Origin of the sequence: Streptomyces sp. NBC_00873 (assembly GCF_045207415.1) — a bacterium.
Lineage (GTDB): Bacteria > Actinomycetota > Actinomycetes > Streptomycetales > Streptomycetaceae > Streptomyces.
In genome coordinates this window covers 2180372-2200374 of the sequence record NZ_CP108803.1, presented here as the reverse complement: position 1 = coordinate 2200374, position 20003 = coordinate 2180372, and the positions used below count along the sequence as shown (strand labels likewise).

The window sequence follows — 20003 nt, the reverse complement described above, 5'->3', positions numbered from 1 at the left end:
GGGTTGATCGATTTGCCCCCGATCTCGACCACTTTACGTGCGGGGTCGTACAGCGGGGCCGGATTCGGCCGGGAGGGGCTGGTAGGAGGGGCGGGCGCCCCTGAGGGGCCTGGAGCGCGGAGGCGTGTCAGCCGGCGGACTCGTCGCCCTCGGGGCCGGTGGCGGACGGGAGTGCGTCGACGACGTACGAGCCCTTCGCAGGCAGGGTCCCGACCAAGCCGCGCTCACGCAGCTCCCGGACAGCGCGGCGCACCGTTCCCGCGCTGACGCTATACATGTCTGCCAATTCGCGCTCGTTCTCCAGTCGCCCGCCCGGCGGGATTTCTCCAGCACGGATGCGGCGCTCAAGGTCGTTTGCTACCCGCTGCCATTCGTAGATCACACCTCCATGCTCTGTGCACACTGCGCAAGTCACACTTTGAGGAGCACGCAGTGCACACTGTGCACGATGTGCGTAGACTGGATGCGCGACACGAAAACGCCCCCGAGAGATCCGGCCTAGGGATCGCTCAGGGGCTCACCGAAGATTGGAGCTTCGGCTATGCAAAACCCTATCGCCGCGCTGCTCGCGTGGCTGCTGGGCGTGCTTGCGCCTGGTTCTGGGAGGCGCCGGGCCGGCACTCTGTCGGCCGCCCCGGCCTCCGTCCGGCGGATGGAAGGGGCCAGCCAGATCGGCGCCCCTACCCGACAGGGTCTGTGCGGGCGGTTCGGTCCGGCTTGGGGGCGGACCGCGCGGCCCAGGTCCCCGTACGGGCTCATGGAAGTGCTCGAGGGGGAGGACACGGCCCTCGTCCGCCCCTACATGGTCGAGTGCGAGCGGCAAGAGGAGCGCGCCGCTCGCCAGCGGCGGCGGCGCCTCAGCCTCGTGATGGCGGTGGACTTCGGCATCGACCTGGACACCCGGGACGTGCACGCGGTCGGGGTGGTCTGGTGAGCGAGCCGACCCCCGGCGCGCCGAGGCGGAAGCCCGTCCGCATGTGCGTGCGCTGCAACCACATTACGGACGCGCCCGTGGTCGTTGCCGAGGTGCGCCAGAATTCGGGGCCCGGGTGGAAGGTGTACGCGTGTCCGGAGTGTGCACCGCACTTCCCGCCGGTGCCCGATGTACTTGACCTCCTCCAGGGCAAGCACGGCCGGCACCGGGGCGGTGCCGAGTGATCGCGCGGTGCATGGTGACCTTGCCCGCGTTCGACCGCGCCCCGGCCGAGGCGCCCCGCACCGGCGCCGATTCGGCCTTGAGCTGTGCGAGAGCCGACGCGTCCACGGCCCCGCCGGATACGCTTGCGGGGCCCACCCTGGAGGTCACCGTGAGCACACAACCGATTCACTCCGACCCGCAGCCGGTCCCGCGCACGCAGAACGCCGTCGCCGCCGCGTTGCCCCCTGCGCAGCGCATGGAGTTCTACCGTGAGATGGGCGAAGCCACCCCCGAGACGATCGGCCACGTCCTGACGAACTGGTGGCTCCTCGTCCAGGTGGCCGGAGACCCTCAGACCGCCCGCACCGCCGCCGGGGTGAAGGCGCGCACTGCTCCTGGTCGTCCTGCTTCCACGGTCATGCGAGAACTGCGGGAGCGCGGACGGTGAGCGACGGGGGCGACCCGTACGAGGGGCCCGAGGAGGAGGATCCGTTGACCCTCTCGCCCCAGGTCGAAGAGGTCCTCTTCAGTCTCGGCACCCCCGCCGACGTGATGTCGGCCATCTCCTCCGTCATGGTTGAGATGCGCGAGGCTCTGGAACTGGGAGTGCTTCCTCCCAGCGGCCGACCGCTCCCGGGCATCCCCGGAGCGTATGTCTCGCCCATACCGCGCGGACTTGGCCTCATCGAGTACCACGAGGCCGCCACGGCCAAGGGCGAGCGCGGGTTCTACATCGCCCGCGTGATCAGAGCCGACGACTACCCCGCCGAGTTCTGACTCCCGCTCCACCGTGACCGTTGCGCTGGTCCAGCGCGGCAGCCCTAATGGTGGCGTGAGGGGTGGTGGTCTCGGTAGGGCTCAAGGCGCCGTCCCGAGTCAGGCCAACGGCGAGTGCCGGTTTCACAGCCCGGCCGTCCGCCCCGTCCCCCTGTAGGGGAGGCGGGGTGGACTGCCGCCGCAACTGCTCGGGTTCGGCGCCGGGCCTACTGTTGGGCGGATCCCGGCGGCTCCGTGTCCCCGGGCTCCCAGCCGGCGGCCCGCATCCGCCGCGTGAACTCCGCGTGCGCGGCCCGCATCTCCTTCACCCGGTCCGCCCGGTACAGCGGCCCCTCGTACCCGTCGGGCACGCTCGCTTCGAGCGGGAAGTTCTCATGCGAGCTGAGCTGTTCCCACGCTGCTACTGCCTGCCCAAAGCCCTTGGCATGTGGTGCGTAGGCGATGCGCCTTCCCTTTGAGTCAAACCACATTCTTTCCTCGTACTGCTGCAAGACCGGGAATCTTGCTCGATAAATGGCCGCCAGCTCATCCGCGCTGATTCCCAGCCAAACGGCGACGAGCGCGTCAATCTCGATGATTGCAGCGCGACGTGACAGTTCGGTGCGCAACGGGGTGCCCGTTGTCCACTGAGGTCCAATGTTGACAGCCAGGTGCGCCAGTTCCGACGGCCACAGGGAACTTGCGGCCCATGCCTCATTCAGCCATGAAGGCTCGAATAGTTCTTGCCAAAGGGTCGAGTACGCGGCAGTTTGGCAGTTCAAGCGCAGTGTGCGCAGAACCAGAGCCGGCGCTAGTGGGTGGTTTGGGTGCGGGATGGGGAAGACCTTGGCGTCAGAAACGTCCATGTGCTTGCGGTTCGTGATTCGCAGCAGATACTCGCAGGGGATACTTGCGAAGAAACCAGCGACAAGTGCGATGTCCTCGAAAGAGGTGAGAGCCATGCTTCGCATCGCGTGGATGTGCGTTGGCCCGGGCGGGATTAGGCAGGCCTGGAGCACGCGCTCATTCTTGGGCCGATTCATTTCACGCCAGGCAAGTCGATGAAACGTCGAGTACGGTCTGTAGCAACTAGTCCGAAGGTGTGTGCGAATGGCCATCTCCAACCCTTCCCCTGTCAAGGTCGGATTCTCCTGGGTGACGGCAATCCTTGCTCCTTCTTTTGCCTTCTGGTCGTCGGAGAGCCGGGAGAAGGCTGCGTCATCGAACCAGAGGTCCTGCTTCTTTACGTATCGTGCGAGGCTCGCCTTGCGCTGAAAATTGGTTCGTGGAACGGCGTCGGCCGGTAGTTGCTCGTGATCCCATCGCTGATAGTCGCGGTTGGTCTTCGAACCCCCAGTAGGTGGTTGCTTACTGTAAGGTGTTGCCACGCCGATGAACGACCCCTGCAAGATAACCTCGCCCCAGTCATCTGTTGATGCGGGGTTTCTGTCGAAATACCCTGCCGTTTGGTCGACCTTTTCGTGAAAACCTTGACTGATTTTCGGCGAAAGGCTACCTAGGCGGTGCGGCCAGGAGGCGATAGCGGCGATCGCTTCCTTTTCTGCGGTGGTGATGGGAAACAAGAGTGGAGTGTCTTCCACTGAAGAGCGATCTTCCTCGCCTCTTAGGGCGTTCCAATTCGACAGTGTCTGTCGGTCTACGAAGGTTACTCGGCTCTTATGGGGGCGAAGGTCCCAGGTGTATTTCCCTTGCCGATCATCCCATCGCTTGATCGCTGGAAGGGGGCCGGACCCGTCATGCCGCAAGGAGTTCAGGAGTGCGTCGGGGTGGAATAGCCAAGTCAGGTGTTGGAATCCGATCTCACGCGAACTCCCGTACACGTTGATACTAAATCGAGTGTCATTCATGACGGGCCTCGCGAATAGATAAAGTTCGTTCGCGAAATCCGCATGGATTCTCAGGTGCCTGTAGGTGGACTTCCTTAGCTGCCCCTCCATCGCTCCCGTCAGATGAGTTGAAGGGTGAATTAGGCCGGAAATTCCCCTGTTTCCTGTGGCTCGCCATGACAGCAGCATGAAATTGCGATACAGGTCGGGCTGGGTTCCGGAGAGTTCGGGATAAGCGTCAGCTGATGCAAGGAATTCGGAAGTCGCCGCAGCGTCCGCAAGTTCACCGAGAAAAATCGTGCGCGACGTTGGCCTCTGCAGGATGGTGGCTTTTCTGTCGGCCCACGCAGTACTGCTCGATTTGCCCGCGAGTTCGAACCAAGGTTCGAACTCGGCGAGAGTGGTCCCTTCCTTCCACTCCTGCTTGACCCACGGCGGGTTGCCCACCATCAGGTCGAACCCACCCCCCGCAAACGCATGCGCGAAGTCCAGCTCCCAGTGGAAGAAGCCGCGCTCCTTCGCGATGCGGACCGCCGTCCCGTGCCACGGGAAGAGGTCTCCCAGGCTCAGGAAGTCCACCCAGCCCGAGATCTCGCTCATCTTCTCGTCGAGGGATCGCTCGAACTCGTCCAGTCCCTCAAGGCCGCTGACCTTCGGGATCTCGAACAGCGAGCCGGTGTCCTTCCCCGGCTCCACGTCCACCCGGCCGACGACCGACTCCGCGAACTCGATCCACTCGTCCAGGTTCCGCAGTGCCACCTTACGGTCGTGACTGCCCTTGCTGAGCTTCTTCAGGTCCTGTGCCCCGTTGAAGTAGTCCGGCGCCGTGCCATCCAGAAGCGCGACCTCCTCCAGCGGCCAGAACCACAGCGCGCACCACGCGTCCATGACCTGCTTGAGCCGCCAGTAGGGGCTGCCCTCCATCTGCAGAGCGTCAAGGACGGCTTCCCGGTCCATCACTGGGGCCGACCACTCCCCACGACCCTCCGCACCCCACACCGGGATGTCACGGGAGATCTCCTGCTCCGACAGCTCAAGCCGCAGCTTGACAAGGTCCCACAGGTACTCCACCCGCTCGGCGAGCGCCCGCAGGCGTCCCGCCTGACCGTAGGAGCCGTCGTCCGCGTCCCCTCCCGCGCCGCCGCGCCGCGCCTGGGCGGCGCGCTTGGCGGGCACAGTCGCCGGGGCCTCGGCCGACGCCGAGAAGTCGAAGCCCGACTGTTCCCAGATCTCCAGGCCCAGATTCAGCGCCCCCTGCCCGGTCCGTTCCTCCCGCGCCAGGACGGTCGCCTGGGTCGTCGGGGCCTTCTCCGACGCAGACGGCGACTTCTTCTCGCCCTTCGGCGCCTTGCGGATGCCCGAACGCCACTTCTTTATCGCCTCGACGAGCTCGGGCTCCAGCCACTCAGCCACCGCCCCGGCCACCACGCTCTGCCTGGTGGCCTTCCGCACCGACACTGAGTCGCCGACCGAGCCCCAGCCCAGCGCCGGCAGCAGGAACTGGTGCACCGGGCGATGGACTCCCGATCCCGCCAGCTTCTCGGTCAGTGGGACCGGCCTCGGCGCCTGCTGGTCGGAGGACTTCAGCCAGCCGCCCTTGTCCAGGGACTGGCCCGGATACACCTTCCGCGCCGCGCCGATCAGAGAGTTGCCCCGGTGCAGGTGCAGCCCGTACCAAGGGGCCCGCATGCCCGGGTACATGGTGTTGAGCCACAGCGAGATCTCCGCCAGCTCCACCGCCGTCTTGTTGAGGTCGACGCCGTATGCGTTGTGGAGGGCGATGTACGCCTTGACCTTCTGGAGTTCGCGAGGGTACTCCTCCGAGTCGATCTGCTCGCCCCGCTCGTGCTGAGCCAGCTTCAGGTATAGCTCCGCCAGCTGGTTGACCGCCTCGTTCAGGAAGGCGCCGGAGCCGAGTGCCGGCTCGCACACCCGCCAGCGCAGCACCTCCGCTGCCGTGACCTCGGACTTCTCCGGCTCGCGCGGGTCCACGTGGCCCTCGTCGTCCAGGCGGAAGCGGAGGGTCTGCTCGACGGTCGCCTGGGTCAGGGACTCGGGCGTGTAGTACGACGCGCTCGTCTGCCGATCGCGGCCGGCCAGCCGATACACGTACGAGCCGACCGGGTGCACCACCGAGTCCGGCTCGCCCGTCTCCGGGTTGACGCCGTCCTCCTTGACGAAGACGCTGTCGCCCGGCGCGTCCGAGTACAGGCCGCTCCGCACTTGGTCGGTCGTGATCAGCCAGGACCCGCCCTCCGGGTTGCCGCCCTTGGCGACCTCGTACATCGGCTTGGTGGCGATGAAACCGGTGTACGACATCAGCCCCTCGTACACCGCGCCGAGGTGGTTGATGCTGAGGTTGGCGTAGCTGATGAACCCGCCCCGGCCCTTGCCGCGGCCCTCGACCAGTGTCAGGTGGCGAAGGACCTGGTGCAGCACCTTGTTGCGCAGGCGCAGGTCCAGGGGCTTTGCCGGGGCCGGCGAGCCGTCGGGGCGGGCCGGGTGTGGGTAGGGAATGGACTGCCCGACCAGCTTTATCGACTCCGGGTCGAAGAGCCGCGAGCGCAGCGCCTCGATGCGTACGCTCTCGTGGCCGTCGTCCTCGGCCAGCTCGGGCGCCTCCTCGATCGGCGCGCTCCGGTCGGTGACCGTGTTCGCCACCGGATGACCGGTGAACACCTTCTCGAAGAGCAGGGCCAGGGATTCGTGGAAGTGGAACCGGTGCCGGGACGCGCTGCCGAGCTTCTCCTGGACGACGAGCTCGCGCAGCCGGGCCACGCTGTACCCGGTTGCGTACGCCTCGCTCTTCACCGGCAGGATGTCGAGCTCCGGCCGGGCCTCCGCGTACAGCAGGAACAGGATCCGGTACAGGTAGCGCAGCGACTCCTCGGTCAGGAGACGCGGCAGGTCACCGGGTTCCTTCAGAGCGTCGGGCAACCATTCCGGCAGGTCCTCGGGGTGGACCCCGGACTCCTCGCGGGCACGCCGCAGCACCTCGTTGGCGATGAGCTGGACGGACTTCTGGAGCCCGACGCGGAGCTCGGTCACGCCCACCGAGTGGTCCCGGGACTCGGCGACCAGCTTGGCGATCTCGTCGTCCGAGCCGTCCTCGCCGGGGCGCAGGGACGAGGCCGCGAAGATCGCCGCGATTAGGTCGATCTCGTTGGCCTTCGTGCCCTTCGCCGCCTTGCGGGGCAGGGCGGTGTCCAGGTTCACGGCCAGGTAGCGGCCGCGGGAGAACGCCTGCCGGTCGGCGAGGATCAGCACACCGCCGAATAGCAGCAGCGCGTAGCGCGGGGCGTTCTCCGCATTCAACACCCAAGAGGCCAGCTCGCGGACGGTCGTCAGCGTCTTCGAGGCCGAGACACGGACCGGTGCGGCAAGGAGGTTCGCGGGACCGTCGCCGCGCGTGGCGTCCAGGTCCTCCGCGAAACCACCGGTCAGGACGAGGACCCCGGGCTCCGAATGGGCCACGGGCACGGCGATCGGACCGGTCGGGGTGTGGGCGGTGAAGTGCCCGGGGCGTGGGGTGAAGTCCAGGGCCTTCAGCAGGCGTGCGTGCCACCCGGTCAGCGCGGCCCGCCATTCGCCCTCGGGCGCGGTGTCGGCCTCGGTCTCCGGCGACGCCGGCTGGAAGGCGGGCGGTTCCGTGTCCGGGCCCGCTGCCTTCAGCCCGGCGGCGGCCGCCTCCTGCGCGGCGACGGCCGGTGCGTACGGCAGCCCGTTGTACTTCTCGGCGTCCGGACCGAGCACGGCCCGTGCATCCATGTAGGGGCGGGTCAGGTCGCGCAGGTTCTGCCGGGGGGTGGACCGGTCCTGGCGCTCAAGGGCCGACCACTCCTTGAGGGGGCCGCTCGCGAGCTGCTTCGGCAGGATGTTGTCCAGGTAGAAGGACGGAAAGTACTCGCGCTCGTTGATCAGGGAGTCGAACGTCACGCCTGCTGCTCCTGCTCGCTGTTCATGGGGGTGAGGTCGAGGGGACGGGGACTCATGCGCCGGGCTCCAGTACGGCCAGGACCCGGATCATCGGCTCGCCCGAGGTCCGTAGCCGGGCGGCGGCCTCGGCCAGGCGGTCCGCCGCGTCGTCGCGGGTGGACCGGGTGAAGCCCGGAAGCAGCTCCTGTCGCCAGTCGCCGACCTGCTTCTCGTACGCGCGCAGCGGGGCGTCGACCTCCCGGTCGGCGATCTCCCGCAGACCATTGAGTTCGCGGCGGGTCTCGGCCACGGCCTTCGGAACCAGCCGCTGAAGGTCCTCCAGGGAACCCGGGGTGTAGTGGTCGGGCATGTCCGGGCCGATGTGCAGTTCGGCGAGCAGCTTCGGGGTGAGTTCCCGGACGCGCGGCTCCAGCTCGTCGAGCCGGTCGATCGCACGCCAGGCGACCAGGGTCGGACGTCCTTCAGCGTTGGACCACACGCCTTGGGTGAGGACCACCGGCGTGGAAGCGTACCGGGGGTCGACCTGGAGGACCTGGGCCTGCTGACGGCCGAGCTGGACGAGTACCTTGTCGGTGATCCACTCGACCACCGGGTGGAGTTCGCCGACGTAGTGGGCGTCCGGCCAGAGCGAGGACGAATTCGAGTTCTCGCGAGCCCTCTTGAGGGCATCGGCCGCGTCCTCGCGGCTGAAGGTCAGCTTCATCCGGCGGGCGATGTTCTGGTCGCGCAGATAGCCGGGCGGCAGCACGTCGAGCCGGTCGGCAAGGTCCTCTGGGGTGTCGAAGCTCAGGTCGGTTCCGGTGAAGGCGGTGTTGAGGTGGAACGCCTCCAGCTTGGCCAGCTCCTCCAGTCCGGTGCGTACGTACTGGAGGCGGTTCCGCTCCGGAGCGGCGTCGAACAGGCGCAGCTCGTCCACGGTCGGGATGTCGGATTCCACCGTGGCCGAGTCGGGCCCGTCCTGCGCCGGAAAGGGCTCGTCCTGTGCGTCGGACCCGTAGTCGTCCAGGTCCACGTCCAGGTCGAAATCGAAGTCGGCGTCGAAGCCCGCGTCGAAATCCGTGTCCGAGCCGGAGGCGTCGGCCTCCACCGGGGCCGGGCCGGTACCGAACTCGCTCATCGTCCGGCGCGCCACGGGGAACTCGGCGCCCAGGCCGCCTTCGGCGAGCGCGTCCACATCGACGGCCTGGAGGTCGGCGACCGCCTCCTCGGGAGGGGCGTCGCGGAGCAGCGCCTCCATCACCCGGCGCTCCTCCTTGTTCCAGTCGTCCTCCTTCGTGGCGGCCTCCACCGCACCGAGCACCTCGTGGACCCGGGCCTCGCGGGCGAGGACCTTCTCCGCGACGGTCCGGTCGTCCAGGGTTCCCTCGACCTCGCTCCGCAGGATCAGCGCCCGGAACTCGGGATTCTCGGTCTGCCCGTAGCGGTCGATGCGGCCGTTGCGCTGCTCGACGCGGATCAGGCTCCACGGCAGATCCCAGTGGACGAGGTGGTGGCACTGCCGGTGCAGGTTGACGCCCTCGGAGGCGCCATCGCCGGTCAGCAGCAGCCGCACGTCGCTGCCGGCCCGCGCGAACTCGTCCACGTAGTCCATCTGGACCGTGTCGGAGACCTCGCTGTGCATCACCTTCACGGCGGCCTCGCCGTCCTTGGGCTTCTTCCAGCCCAACAGCGCGGGCAGCACCGCGCCGAGCCAGTTGAGGGTCTCGCGCCGCTCGGAGAATACGACCGCGCGGGTCGGGCTGCCCGGTCCGACCTTGATCTGCCGGAGGTAGGTGACGAGGGCGGCGAGCTTGGCCGTGGCCACGGTTCCGGCCGTCGACGCCTGCTCGATCTCGCGGGCGAGTTCGGTGAGCCGGAGCAGGGAGGCGACCTCCGGCACCGGCGAGTGCGCCTCCGTGCCGGTCAGCGGCAGGTCGGTGACGTTCTTGTGCCCCTCGGGCAGGGCATGGCCCAGGCCGGCCAGCTTCTTGCGGGCCGTCGCGAACAGCGCGCGGTGCGAGGACAGGAAGGACTTCAGCAGCACGTACGGGAAGAGATGATCGGCCCCGTGAGGGTCCGGACTCCCGAGCCAGCCCTCGGTCAGCTCGGCGAAGACGCGCTCTTCCAGTTCGCCCGCAGTGCAGGGGATCGGCTCCGATGTGCCGCGAGGCGCCCAGGAGCCCTTCAGTGCCTTGGCCACCTCCTTGCTCACCTTCGTACGGCGCAACATGAGGTGGTGCAGCTCGGACGCTTTCGGGTTCTGCTCGTCCTTGACCGCCATCGGGTCCAGGAGCCGGACCAGACCGGTGAAGTCCCGCATCACACCGTTGTGCGGGGTGGCGCTCGCGAGGATCAGCGCGTCCGTCTGCTTCGCGAGCAGCTCGGCCAGGACGCGGCGGTCGCTGCCCCGGTTGATCAGGTTGTGGGACTCGTCGATCACGACGGCGTCCCATTCGATGCCCTGGAGCCAGGTTCCGTAGCGCTTGGCGTTCTTCAGGGTGTCCATGGAGATGATGACGCGCTTGTAGTACGTGAACGGGTTCCGGCCGACCGGGATCTTCCGCTCGATCCGGGAGATGCCCACACTGTCCAGGCGGACGAGGGGCAGCGAGAAACGGGTCCACATCTCGTGCTGGAACTGCTCCAGCACCGGCGCCGGGGTGACCACGAGAATGCGCTCGCCGCGCCCCCGGCGGATCAGCTCACCGAGCAGGATCCCGATCTCTAGCGTCTTGCCGAGGCCGACCACATCACCGATCAGCAGGCGCGGCCGCAACGGGTTGGCGAGAGCCTTCTCGGCCGGCCGCAGCTGGTAGTCCATACGATCGAGCAGGAAACCCTCGGTGAGCGCGAGACGGCGCTCGATCTGGGGAAGCGGGGTCTTGCGCAGCACGGCTTCCAGGAAGAGCCGGCTGAGGCGGTACCCGTCGGACCTGTCGTGGACGAGCTCGGTGCCCTCGGGGCGCAGGATGCGGGGCATGCCGTCGAGCGAGGTGAGGAAGCGCGCTCGGTGCCCGCGGACCAGCTCGGAGGCGCCGATGGCCTCGATCAGGATCTCGCCGACGCGGACCTGGCTGCTGCTGCGGACCAGCCACTCCTCGTTCCGTACCTCGATCACCGTGCCCGCCGGGGGCGGGCCCGAAGGGAGGTCGGACGCTGCGTCGGGCATGGCGGGCGGTTCCTTTCGACAGGACGGTGGGACGCACGCCGGACTCGGGTGCGCACGAGGGTATGTTTCTACCGGTGAAAGGGGCGGCGCGGCCCCATGCGAAGCCTAAACGGACAAAGGGGCCCCGCGGTCCGGGATCCCCAGTCTGTTCTCGCAGCCAGGGCCGGGACCCATGCTGCGGCACGTCAGAGGCGCCCGCTGTGGGCGTACGCCTTCCGCAGCCGCTCGGCGGCCCGCAGGGCGACGGGCGGAGCCACGTCAGGTTCAGGTGCCGCAGGGGGCTGCGGCGGCGCGAGGGGGTAGCTGGTCACCGTGGGCTGCGCGGGGACCGGTGCGACGGCTCCCGGAGCCGGCTGCGCACCGGGGTCCACCAAGGTCGGCACATACCCGGTGGGGTCGGGCGCGGGCTCGGCCGCCGGGTCCAGAGGCTCCAGGTCCTGCGCCTCGGCCTCCAGGAACTCGTCGAACAGGTCGGGCGCCCACGGGCTGTCCGGGGCGCCCCCGTCGTCGACGGCCTGCTGGGCAGCCTGCTGGACCTCGGGATCCGGCAGATCGGAGAGGGCCTTCGCGGGGAGCTCGGGGATCAGCCCGGACTCCGTCACGAGGCCCCGCAACTGGTCCGCGGCGGCCTCCTCCGTCAGTCCGTGAACGGCGAGCAACTGCCGCAGGTCGCTCTCGATCTCGTCGAGGGAGGGTCGCTGTGTCTCCACCTGCACCAGAATCCGGCCCAGCAGCGGCAGGTACGGCGCGTGGACGCCGTCCCACTTGGGTGCGGTGAGCAGGGGAGTAAGGGGGTACGGCGGGCGTTTGGCGGCCGCGAAGAACAGCACCGCCCCCAGTGAGTAGGTGTCCGCCGACTCTGTCACGTGTTTGGTGTCGGTCGCCTGTTCCAGCGACATGTAGGACGGGGTGCCGAAGCCGACGCCCGTCTTGGTGAGAGCCGCGTCGCTGTCCCGCTCGGTGAGGACGGCGAGACCGAAGTCGAGTACGACGGGGCCGTCGGGTCCGACAGCGATGTTGCCTGGCTTGAGATCCCGGTGCAGCAGTTTGGCGCCGTGGATGGCGCGCAGGGCGTCCACCAGGGCGAGGCCGAGCGCCCCGTACGGGCCCACGGCCAGGGGGCCGCAGGTGTGGACGAGCTTGTGGAGGGTCGGCCCGTGGACGAAGTCCATGGCCAGCCAGGGCTGTTCGGCGTCGGCGTCGGCGCCGAACAGCGCCGGGACCCGCGCGCTGGCCACCGTACGCATCGTCTCGATCTCCTGCGCGAACCGCGCCCTCGCCTCCTCCTCGGAGTGCTCGGAACTGTCCCGCAGCTTCGACGGTTTGATCACCTTGACCGCAGCCAGGACCGGCTGAGCCGACTCCCTGAACTCGGTCAGGTGGTACCCCGTCTCCAGTTCGGGGCCGAGGTTCTCCAGCGGGAGCCTGCGTCCGAGGTACGTGCGGCCCATCCCGCCCTGTCCGAGCACGGCGAGCAGTTCGAACGGACCCAGTACCGCCGGATCCCTCTCCTCGTTCAGCTGGTACATGGCTCGTTCCCCCACCCCTGTGGAACCCTGATCGTGGTGTCGTCGGCGGTGCGTGCGGCCTTGGAGGGCCGGAAGCACGGGAGGCCGCGTCCGGCCGACGGCGCACACAGCTCCCGGCCAGTCTAGGGCGGGCGGTCCCGTCTTCTGCCGGGATCGGAGCAGGCCAGGGAGCCGAGCGGCCGGATCAGACCGTGTACTGGCCGAGAACCGACCTGCGGGCCTTGAGCATCGGCTGAAGCTCCCGGCGCAGCAGATCGGCGTCCGGTTCGGGCAGCCTCAGCGACGCACGACGCATTCGAACACTCCAGGTCTTCGGGTCTGGGAAGACCTGAAGTTGCGGAACGAGGTCGGCGAGGATCACCCCCTCGTGGCGCGGGGCGAGTCCGTGCACCTGGAGGGTGCATCCGGAGGTGAAGTCCCGGTCGCCGAACGAGACGGGGGCCGGCAGCGCCGCGACCTCGGAGGTGACGGTCGCCAGGCCCATGATCCGCCCACGGTCGCGCCCAGGGTTCCGGTAGCAGCCCCTCGTCGTATAGAGGAGGACCTCGTCACTCTTCTCCGGGAGTCCGGTGGTGCGTCCGGCGGGGAAGGCCATCCGCTGGTTCTCCAGCACCCAGGCCAGGGGTTCCCGGTCGCCGATGATGATCAGATGCGTCGCCATCAGGCCCCGCCTCGCAGCTGCTCGCGGAGGTCCTGGAGGCGGACCTCGGGGTCTTCCTTGAGGGCGTACTTGCCGTAGCCGTTGATGTCGACTCCGGTCTGCGCCTTGAGCGCCGGCGAGGGCTTGGAGAACTCGCGGCCGTCCTCGATCTCGAGCCAGCCGTCCGCCGTCACCGTGGCCTCGTGGGTCAGACCGCGACGCGGCTGGACGTGGATCAGTTTGTCCCCGGCCTTCAGTAGACCGGCCTTGACGAACGGCATCAAGTCTCCGGGGCGACGCTCCGCCGTGGCGGCCGGCGGCTGGCCGGAGCTTCCGAGGAGCAGCCGCCGCAGTACGTCGTTGGGGCTGTCCACCAACGGTTCGCTCTGGCTCTGCAGGAACGCGAACACCTCGTCGTCGATTTCGATGGAACGCTTGGGCACTGCCCACCTCCAGCAATCTTTAACTTCGGAGCATCAAAGGTTAGCAGATTTGAAGATCTGGTGTAAGGATTGCCAGACTCCGGTCGGGGGCGGGCCGGTGCCACTAGCATGTTCCTTCTGTGACGCAGGGGAGCGTCCTTGTACTGGGGGGTGAGGGGTGGCGCTCGACGGGCCCAGCCTGGGCAAGATGCTGGACGATGTCGCGGTCGGCAGGATCCAGCTTCCCGACTTCCAGCGGCAGTGGAAGTGGGACGACGATCGGATCCGTGCTCTGTTGGCGACTGTGACGCTCGACTATCCGCTGGGTGTCGCGATGACGCTGGAGACGGGTGGCGAAGCTCAATTCAAGGCGCGCACGCTGCACGGCACCGAGGTGGGGCCGCATGTCGTCCCCGAACAACTGCTGCTCGACGGTCAACAGCGACTGACGTCTCTGTTCCAAGCACTCAAGTCGGACCGTCCGGTAGAGACGACGGGTGCCCGGAACAGGCCGCTCAGGCGCTGGTACTACATCGACATCGCCAAGGCTGTGGATGACACCGCGGACCGGGACGAGGCGATCCTTTCCGTCCCGGAGGACCGGGTCGTGCGGGGCGCTTTCGGCCGAGGCGCGACAAGTGACCTCACCACGCGAGAGAAAGAGTGCGCGAGTGGTCTGTTCCCCTTGAACCTGATCTTCGAGCCGGAGCAGACCGGGAAGTGGCAGCGGGTCTACGTCAGTGGTGCCGACGACCGTTGGGATCTGTGGTCGGCCTTCCAGGCCCGGGTCATCGACACCGTCAAAGGGTTCAAGGTGCCTTTGATTCGGCTGCCGAAGGAGACCCGTAAGGAAGCAGTGTGCTCGGTGTTCGAGCGGGTGAATACCGGCGGCGTCGTCCTCAACGTCTTCGAGCTGCTCACGGCGACCTACGCCGGTGACACGCAGTATGCGGAGCGCAACGGGGGCGAGGACTTCAGCCTCATCAAGGACTGGCAGGCCGTCAAGGGCAAGCTGTGCTCGGAGTACCAGGTCTTCGGGACGTTGGACAGGGACGGCGGTCAGGAGACCGGGCTCACGAGTCTGGACTTCCTTCAGGCCATCGCGCTGGTGCGTACCTATCAACGCAAGCAGGAGTTCCTGGCGGAGAATTCCGGGGCGACGAACGCGCCGGCGGTGAGCTGCAAGCGCCGCGATCTGTTGCACCTGCCGCTCACCGACTACACGAGGATCGCGCCGAAGACAGCTGAAGCGCTGTCCTGGGTCGGCCGGTTCCTCGCCACACAGCACGTGTTCCGTGAGCGTGACCTGCCGTATGGATCCCAGGTCGTGCCCCTCGCGGCGATCGGCGTCCTCCTCGGGGACGCGGTGGAGGACCGGGGCGTTCAGGAAAGGCTCGCGCGCTGGTATTGGTGCGGTGTGCTCGGCGAGCTCTACGGAGGCGTCACGGACACCCGTTTCGTGCGGGACGTCGAGCAGGTGGTCGGTTGGATCAAGGACGGCGGTCCGGAGCCCGACACCATCACGGAGGCGACGTTTCAGGAACAGCGCCTGCATCGCCTTGCCTCGCGTAACAGCGCCGCGTACAAGGGAGTCCACGCCCTCCTCCTCAAGGAGGGGGCGATCGACTGGTTCTTCCACGGGGAGCCGATCAACGAGCAGTTCCTGATCGGGCAGTACGTGGACATCCGGCAGGTCTTCCCCAAAGCCTGGTTCGAGCAGAACGGCGTGGACGGCTCCCGGATGAGCAGCATCGTCAACAAGACACCGCTGTCCTACCGGGCACTGCAGGCGATGGGGGCCAGTGCGCCGTCGGCGTACCTGCCGTCCTTCGAGCGGCATACAGGCAGTCCGGGTGACTGGTTCGACGACATCGTCGGCACGCACCTCATCGACGCCAAGACGCTGCGCTCGGACGACTTCGAGGCCTTCTACCGAGACCGGACTGGCAGGCTTCTGGAACTTGTGGAGCGGGAAATGGGTAAGGCCGCAGTGCGTGAGGGGGTGCACGATGCCCACGCCGGCTGACGCCACGGTCAAGGGTCTGGAAGGCGTGGCCCTGCCGATCCGGGGCCTTCTGTCCTTGTGGGGCTTCCGGATCCGTGACCACGCGTCCGTGCCGCAGATCCGGCTCGACCTGACGAATGCCGGACTGAGCACAGTGCCGGACTTCGCGGTCGGTTCGCTGGACGACGAGGTCGCGGTCGTCCCGATCACCCACGAGCGCGACGGGGGCGTCGGCGCCGACAACGGCGAGGGCGGTACCGAGCAGGAGCCGGCCGACGCCCCTGAGGAAGCCGTCGGCATGTTCCCGCAGACGGCGATGCGGGTGCACGACCTGCCGTGCGCCCACAGGGTCACATCGATCACACCTGATGAGCTTCTGTCCGTCGCGATGGGCAGGATGGTGGAGCGCGGGTACTCACAGCTTCCCGTGATCGACACGTCGGGGACCCTGCACGGGGTTGTCACTTGGGCATCGATCGCTCACATGCACGCGACCGGGCGCAAGACGTGTCTGGCCAGCGCGATCAGCAGTGAGTACGAGATCGTCAATGCCTCGGCTCATTTGCTGCCGGTACTGCCGACCATCCGCGCACACGAGTTCGTTCTCGTCCGAACCGCGGACGGGCGGGTGAGCGGCATTGTCACCTCCGCCGATCTCGCAGGCGAGTTCGGCACGGTAGCCCGGCCCTTCTTCACCTTGGGCGAGATCGAGCGGAGACTGCGGCGATGTCTGGGGCGCGTCTACGACGACGCCGACGTTCAGAAGGTGCACAAGAAGAAGACGTCCGTCGACGAGATGATGTTCGGCGAATACATCCGCCTCCTGGACAACGAGGAACGCTGGGACAAACTTGGCTGGCCCCTTGTCGACAGGGGCCACTTCATCGGGCTACTCGGCCGCGTGAAGGACGTCCGCAACACGGTCATGCACTTCAACGCGCCGTCACTCAGGGCCGAACAACTCGATCTGCTCGACAGCTTCGTCTCCATGCTGCGCCTTTACGACCCGGACTACGGAGCGACCACCACTGCCTGAGTGAGGTGCGCACGAAGTTTGAGGCATTTTCGGCGAGTACTTAATGGCTATCGCCCAGCTGCCGCCGCAGTGGATGGGCGGAAGCGTTTGAGGCTCCGACCCCGGCGCAGCTGAGGCGGAGCGACGAGGATCTGGGCCCGCGACCTGCGCTGGAACCGGCGCGGCCGCCGCTTGTTCGTCGGCGAGCTGCTCGGCCATTCGGTGCCAGACCCGTCCGGCGACGGCGAGTTCCGCACCGATACCGGCTGTGCGCCGAATTCAAGGACCGTCCCGACCGGCTGCCCTGCGTGACGATCAAACGCTGACCCTGCCTCAGGCAAGTGACATGTCCGTCCCGCAGACGCAGCAGCCCCGAGCGCCCGGGCGGGCCATCGCCGCACGCGCCTCCTCCTCGGCGGCGACCTCCGTGCCCGCGGTCACCGTCCAGCAGTCGGCGCGGTGCACAGCGGTCGGCTGCACGCCAGCGGGGTAAACCCGGCGCTCGGCGTCAACGACCCACCGGGTGGCGGGACGCGGCCGTACGGCACCGACGGGCACAGGCACATCCCGCGAGAGCCGCGTGGTCGGCACCCCCGAGTAGTGCCAGGGAATCAGCGGCGCTCATGACCTGGTGGCTGTGCTCGGGGAAGTTTCAGGCATCATCTCCGATGGGGCGTGAGGAACACTCGCGGGCAACGAGGGGGGAACGGTTGTTTAAGTGCCAGGGCAAACGGTGCAGAAACTCGGCACGGTCGAAGCCGTACGCGGAAGGGTACTTCTGTCGACAGTGCCATCGGGAGATGAACGGCTCCCGAGTGCCGGAGCGGCATGCACCGTCACAGCTCCGAGGCGCTGCGGCACGCAGGACGTTGGAGGCGAAGACGCCTGGGACGTGGTTGCGTCCAGCCACCGGGGAGAAAGCGATGACACCGAAGCCGCCGGGGCCGCTGCCGAAGTTGAGGCCGGGGTGGTGGGAGATCAACGATCGCTGGTAGACCACTACTTTGCGGCTGGGGTCAGAGATAGGAGTCCGAGGCCGAGATGCCCGTGGGTTCAAGGAAACCGAAAGCCCTTTATCTTGAACCCATTGGTCCACCGGTCTGCTTCAGGTCGGTGCATCCGTGGGTTGGGTCTGTCCACTCAACGGCTCTGTCCCGTAATCGGTGGTAGCTGTACGTCACCTGGTGTCAGGCTGAGGCATGTTTGATGTCAACGCCCTTGTAGGTGTGGTGTTTTCGGATCTGGTCGTCGAGAGTGTGGCGGGCGAAGGTGATCTGGTCCGGGTGGTGGCCCGTACCCGGGATGATCCGGTTCCGTGTCCGGTGTGCGGGGCGCGGACAGGGCGGGTGCACAGCTTCCATCACCGGACGGTGGCGGACGTGCCCGTGGACGGCAGGCGGGTGGTGGTGTCGGTCAGGGTGCGGCGCCTGGTGTGCTCGGTGCTGGGCTGCCCGCGGCAGACGTTCCGTGAGCAGGTGCCCGGCCTGCTGGAGCGCTACCAGCGTCGGACAAATCGCCTCGCCGACCGACTCGGATAGAGCATACTATATATAATATTTGCACTGGTTCTCGTGCTTACCGTGCCCTGACGTGGGCACCCAAAGACCAGACCGGCGCCCCGTTCAGCGGGACAGTCCCACGGCGGAGCGTGCGGCGTGCAGCGGGTCGGTCCAGTCCCGGGCGCCCCACGAGCCCCCGGCCGTGCGGGCACCGCCGAGCGCGGGGGACTGGAACCGGCCGTCGACGACGACCGTGCGCCGCGCGATGCGCCAGGCGCCTTCGCGCCGGGTGAAGCGGTCCACGTAACGACCCCACGCCTGGCGGCTGAGTGCGTCACCGGCGTCGATCGCGCGCTGCGGGTCCTTCGTGGTGAGGCGCGCGCTGACGAAGTACGTCTCGACGAGGGCGCAGTCTGGGCCGGTCGGCTCGATCAGGCAGTTGCCCAGGAAGTGCACGGAGTTGTCGACCCCCTTGAAGCGGTCGGTCAGCCAGGTGATCAGGCCGTCGACGCCACCACTGAAGGAGCCGTGCTCGTCGTGGGCGTCGGGATGATAGGCGGACCTGACCAGTTCCCAGTTGCCGCGGTCCACCCCGCGGGCGTAGCGCGCCAGCGCGTCCTGGATCTCCTGCCGGTCGACCAGGCGCTGCAGCGCCTCTGGTGCTGACGTCATCGCGAACGCTCGCCTCCGATGGTTCATCCGTACGGCGCATCCCCTAGCACCCATAAGATATATCATGCGTAATAGATTGTACGCTCGGGCCGAGTGCCCGCTCTGCATGCGCGCCAGTTGGAGGTCTGCTGTGACGATGCCCGGTACGACAGGAACGCCCCTTGCGGGGTTGCGAGTTGTGGAGTGCGCGAGCTTCGTCGCGGGCCCCTCCGGCTGCATGACGCTGGGCCAGCTCGGTGCCGATGTCATTCGGGTCGACCCCGTTGGGGGCGGCCCCGACCACCAGCGGTGGCCGGTGTCGGACCGTACGGGGCAGAGTCTGTACTGGACAGCACTGAACAAGGGCAAGCGCTCCGTCGCCGTCGACCTGCGCAGCCCGGAGGGACGTGAATTGGTCATCGCACTCGCCACCGCCGCGGGCAGGGACAACGGCATCGTCGTCGACAACAACGCGGGCCGGCCCTGGCTGTCGTACGACGTCCTGTCCGAGCGGCGCCCCGACGTGATCCAGGTCCACATCCAGGGCTACGCCGACGGCCGCCCGGCGGTGGACTACACCGTGAACCCCGAGGTCGGTGTGCCCCACCTCACCGGCCCTGCCGGATCGGGGGTCCCGGTCAACCACGTCCTGCCCGCCTGGGACCTCCTTGCCGGTATGACCGCCGTGACCGGCCTGCTCGCTGCGCTGCACGGAAGGGAGCGCAACGGGGAGGGCGCCTTCCTGCAGCTGGCCCTGCACGACGTGGCCCTGGCCGGAGTGGCCGGCATGGGTTGGCTCGCTGAGGCCGAGGAACAGGGGGACCGGTCGCGCCACGGCAACCACCTCTACGGCAGCTTCGGCGTTGACTTCGCCACCGGGGACAGGCGACGCGTGATGGTCGTGGCCCTCACTCCGCGGCAGTGGGCGGCGCTGCGCACCGTCACTGGGACTGAGAAGGTGTTCGCCGCACTGGAGGACGCCCTGGGCATCGACCTGGACGAGGAGTCCGAGCGCTTCCGGCTGCGCGAGACGATCGCCGCGGTGCTGCGCCCCTGGTTCGAGGCCCGTGAGCTGGAGCAGGTGACGCGCGAGCTGGACGCGGCCCACGTCCTGTGGAGCGCGTACCGGACCATGGGAGAGGTAGCCGCCGAAATTCGCGAGGGTGGCGGATCCGGAGTGATCGGGCAGGTGGAGCAGCCCGGCATCGGTGAGGTGCTGACCGCGCGCTCGCCGCTGCGCCGGGGTGAGGAGTACGGGCCGGTGGCCGCGGCGCCGAGGCTCGGCGAACACACGGAGCAGGTGCTGAGCGAGGTGCTCGGACTGGGCTCGGCGGAGCTGGGCGGGCTCGTTGACCGGGGTGTCGTGGCCCCGTTCTGAGAGAGACGGACGGGCCCTGGCGCGCTGCAGCGTGCCAGG

Annotated in this window: 14 protein-coding genes and 1 pseudogene; 7 read left to right on the top strand and 8 right to left on the bottom strand. The window is 67.8% G+C overall.

All coding sequences use genetic code 11. The annotated features are described in order from the left end of the window. Positions 1–127 precede the first annotated feature (127 nt). Complete coding sequence (locus OH809_RS09975; RefSeq protein WP_406515021.1) at positions 128–382, bottom strand: winged helix-turn-helix domain-containing protein; 255 nt, start codon at positions 380–382, stop codon at positions 128–130. 375 nt (positions 383–757) lie between these two features. On the opposite strand from OH809_RS09975, the gene OH809_RS09970 reads away from it, so the two are divergent. From OH809_RS09970 to OH809_RS09960, 3 genes are all read left to right on the top strand, one after another. Next, complete coding sequence (locus tag OH809_RS09970) at positions 758–934, top strand: hypothetical protein (protein WP_406422749.1); 177 nt, start codon at positions 758–760, stop codon at positions 932–934. Between the two features lie 373 nt (positions 935–1307). Continuing rightward, entirely contained in the window at positions 1308–1586 is a 279-nt protein-coding gene (locus tag OH809_RS09965; RefSeq protein ID WP_406422750.1) for a hypothetical protein, read from the top strand. Further along, positions 1583–1915 carry a hypothetical protein gene (locus OH809_RS09960; RefSeq protein ID WP_406422751.1) on the top strand — a complete coding sequence of 111 codons (333 nt, stop codon included), beginning with the start codon at positions 1583–1585 and terminating at the stop codon, positions 1913–1915. Before OH809_RS09965 ends, OH809_RS09960 begins: the two co-directional genes overlap by 4 nt. A 206-nt stretch (positions 1916–2121) precedes the next feature. On the opposite strand, the gene OH809_RS09955 is transcribed toward OH809_RS09960, so the two are convergent. The 5 genes from OH809_RS09955 to OH809_RS09935 form a co-directional block, all read right to left on the bottom strand. Further along, the gene (locus OH809_RS09955) at positions 2122–7677 is read right to left on the bottom strand and encodes an Eco57I restriction-modification methylase domain-containing protein (RefSeq protein WP_406515020.1); all 5556 of its coding nucleotides are present in this window, start codon (positions 7675–7677) and stop codon (positions 2122–2124) included. Positions 7678–7729: 52 nt separating this feature from the next. After that, positions 7730–10825, bottom strand: coding sequence for an SNF2-related protein (locus tag OH809_RS09950; RefSeq protein WP_406422753.1), 3096 nt, complete (start codon positions 10823–10825; stop codon positions 7730–7732). Between the two features lie 185 nt (positions 10826–11010). Beyond that, positions 11011–12354, bottom strand: a complete 1344-nt coding sequence (locus OH809_RS09945; RefSeq protein WP_406422754.1) for a protein kinase domain-containing protein — start codon at positions 12352–12354, stop codon at positions 11011–11013. Positions 12355–12538: 184 nt separating this feature from the next. Further along, positions 12539–13015, bottom strand: a complete 477-nt coding sequence (locus OH809_RS09940; RefSeq protein WP_406422755.1) for a hypothetical protein — start codon at positions 13013–13015, stop codon at positions 12539–12541. Beyond that, positions 13015–13437 (bottom strand): hypothetical protein, encoded by a 423-nt coding sequence (locus OH809_RS09935; protein WP_406422756.1) that lies wholly within the window; start codon positions 13435–13437, stop codon positions 13015–13017. Before OH809_RS09935 ends, OH809_RS09940 begins: the two co-directional genes overlap by 1 nt. 157 nt (positions 13438–13594) lie before the next feature. Here OH809_RS09935 and OH809_RS09930 point away from each other — a divergent pair, with 157 nt between their 5' ends. After that, a complete protein-coding gene (locus OH809_RS09930) occupies positions 13595–15442 on the top strand; it encodes a DUF262 domain-containing protein (RefSeq protein WP_406422757.1) in 1848 nt (615 codons plus the stop codon). After that, positions 15426–16457: a CBS domain-containing protein gene (locus tag OH809_RS09925; protein ID WP_406422758.1), complete on the top strand. Its 1032-nt coding sequence runs from the start codon at positions 15426–15428 to the stop codon at positions 16455–16457. The genes OH809_RS09930 and OH809_RS09925 overlap by 17 nt, the downstream gene beginning before the upstream one ends. Before the next feature lie 312 nt (positions 16458–16769). On the opposite strand, the gene OH809_RS09920 is transcribed toward OH809_RS09925, so the two are convergent. Beyond that, complete coding sequence (locus tag OH809_RS09920) at positions 16770–16994, bottom strand: DUF6233 domain-containing protein (protein WP_406515019.1); 225 nt, start codon at positions 16992–16994, stop codon at positions 16770–16772. Positions 16995–17635: 641 nt separating this feature from the next. On the opposite strand from OH809_RS09920, the pseudogene OH809_RS09915 reads away from it, so the two are divergent. Then, positions 17636–17968 (top strand): annotated as a pseudogene (locus OH809_RS09915) (transposase family protein); the annotation flags it as partial. Between the two features lie 90 nt (positions 17969–18058). On the opposite strand, the gene OH809_RS09910 reads toward OH809_RS09915, so the two are convergent. After that, positions 18059–18607 carry a nuclear transport factor 2 family protein gene (locus OH809_RS09910; protein WP_406422760.1) on the bottom strand — a complete coding sequence of 183 codons (549 nt, stop codon included), beginning with the start codon at positions 18605–18607 and terminating at the stop codon, positions 18059–18061. 136 nt (positions 18608–18743) lie between these two features. On the opposite strand from OH809_RS09910, the gene OH809_RS09905 reads away from it, so the two are divergent. After that, a complete protein-coding gene (locus tag OH809_RS09905; protein ID WP_406422761.1) occupies positions 18744–19964 on the top strand; it encodes a CoA transferase in 1221 nt (406 codons plus the stop codon). Positions 19965–20003 lie beyond the last annotated feature (39 nt).

Coding starts and splice junctions, on each gene's coding strand:
- OH809_RS09970 (WP_406422749.1), top strand. CDS start 758: ATGGAAGTGCTCGAGGGGGAGGACACGGCCCTCGTCCGCCCCTACATG.
- OH809_RS09950 (WP_406422753.1), bottom strand. CDS start 10,825: ATGCCCGACGCAGCGTCCGACCTCCCTTCGGGCCCGCCCCCGGCGGGC.
- OH809_RS09945 (WP_406422754.1), bottom strand. CDS start 12,354: ATGTACCAGCTGAACGAGGAGAGGGATCCGGCGGTACTGGGTCCGTTC.
- OH809_RS09940 (WP_406422755.1), bottom strand. CDS start 13,015: ATGGCGACGCATCTGATCATCATCGGCGACCGGGAACCCCTGGCCTGG.
- OH809_RS09925 (WP_406422758.1), top strand. CDS start 15,426: ATGCCCACGCCGGCTGACGCCACGGTCAAGGGTCTGGAAGGCGTGGCC.
- OH809_RS09910 (WP_406422760.1), bottom strand. CDS start 18,607: ATGACGTCAGCACCAGAGGCGCTGCAGCGCCTGGTCGACCGGCAGGAG.
- OH809_RS09905 (WP_406422761.1), top strand. CDS start 18,744: ATGCCCGGTACGACAGGAACGCCCCTTGCGGGGTTGCGAGTTGTGGAG.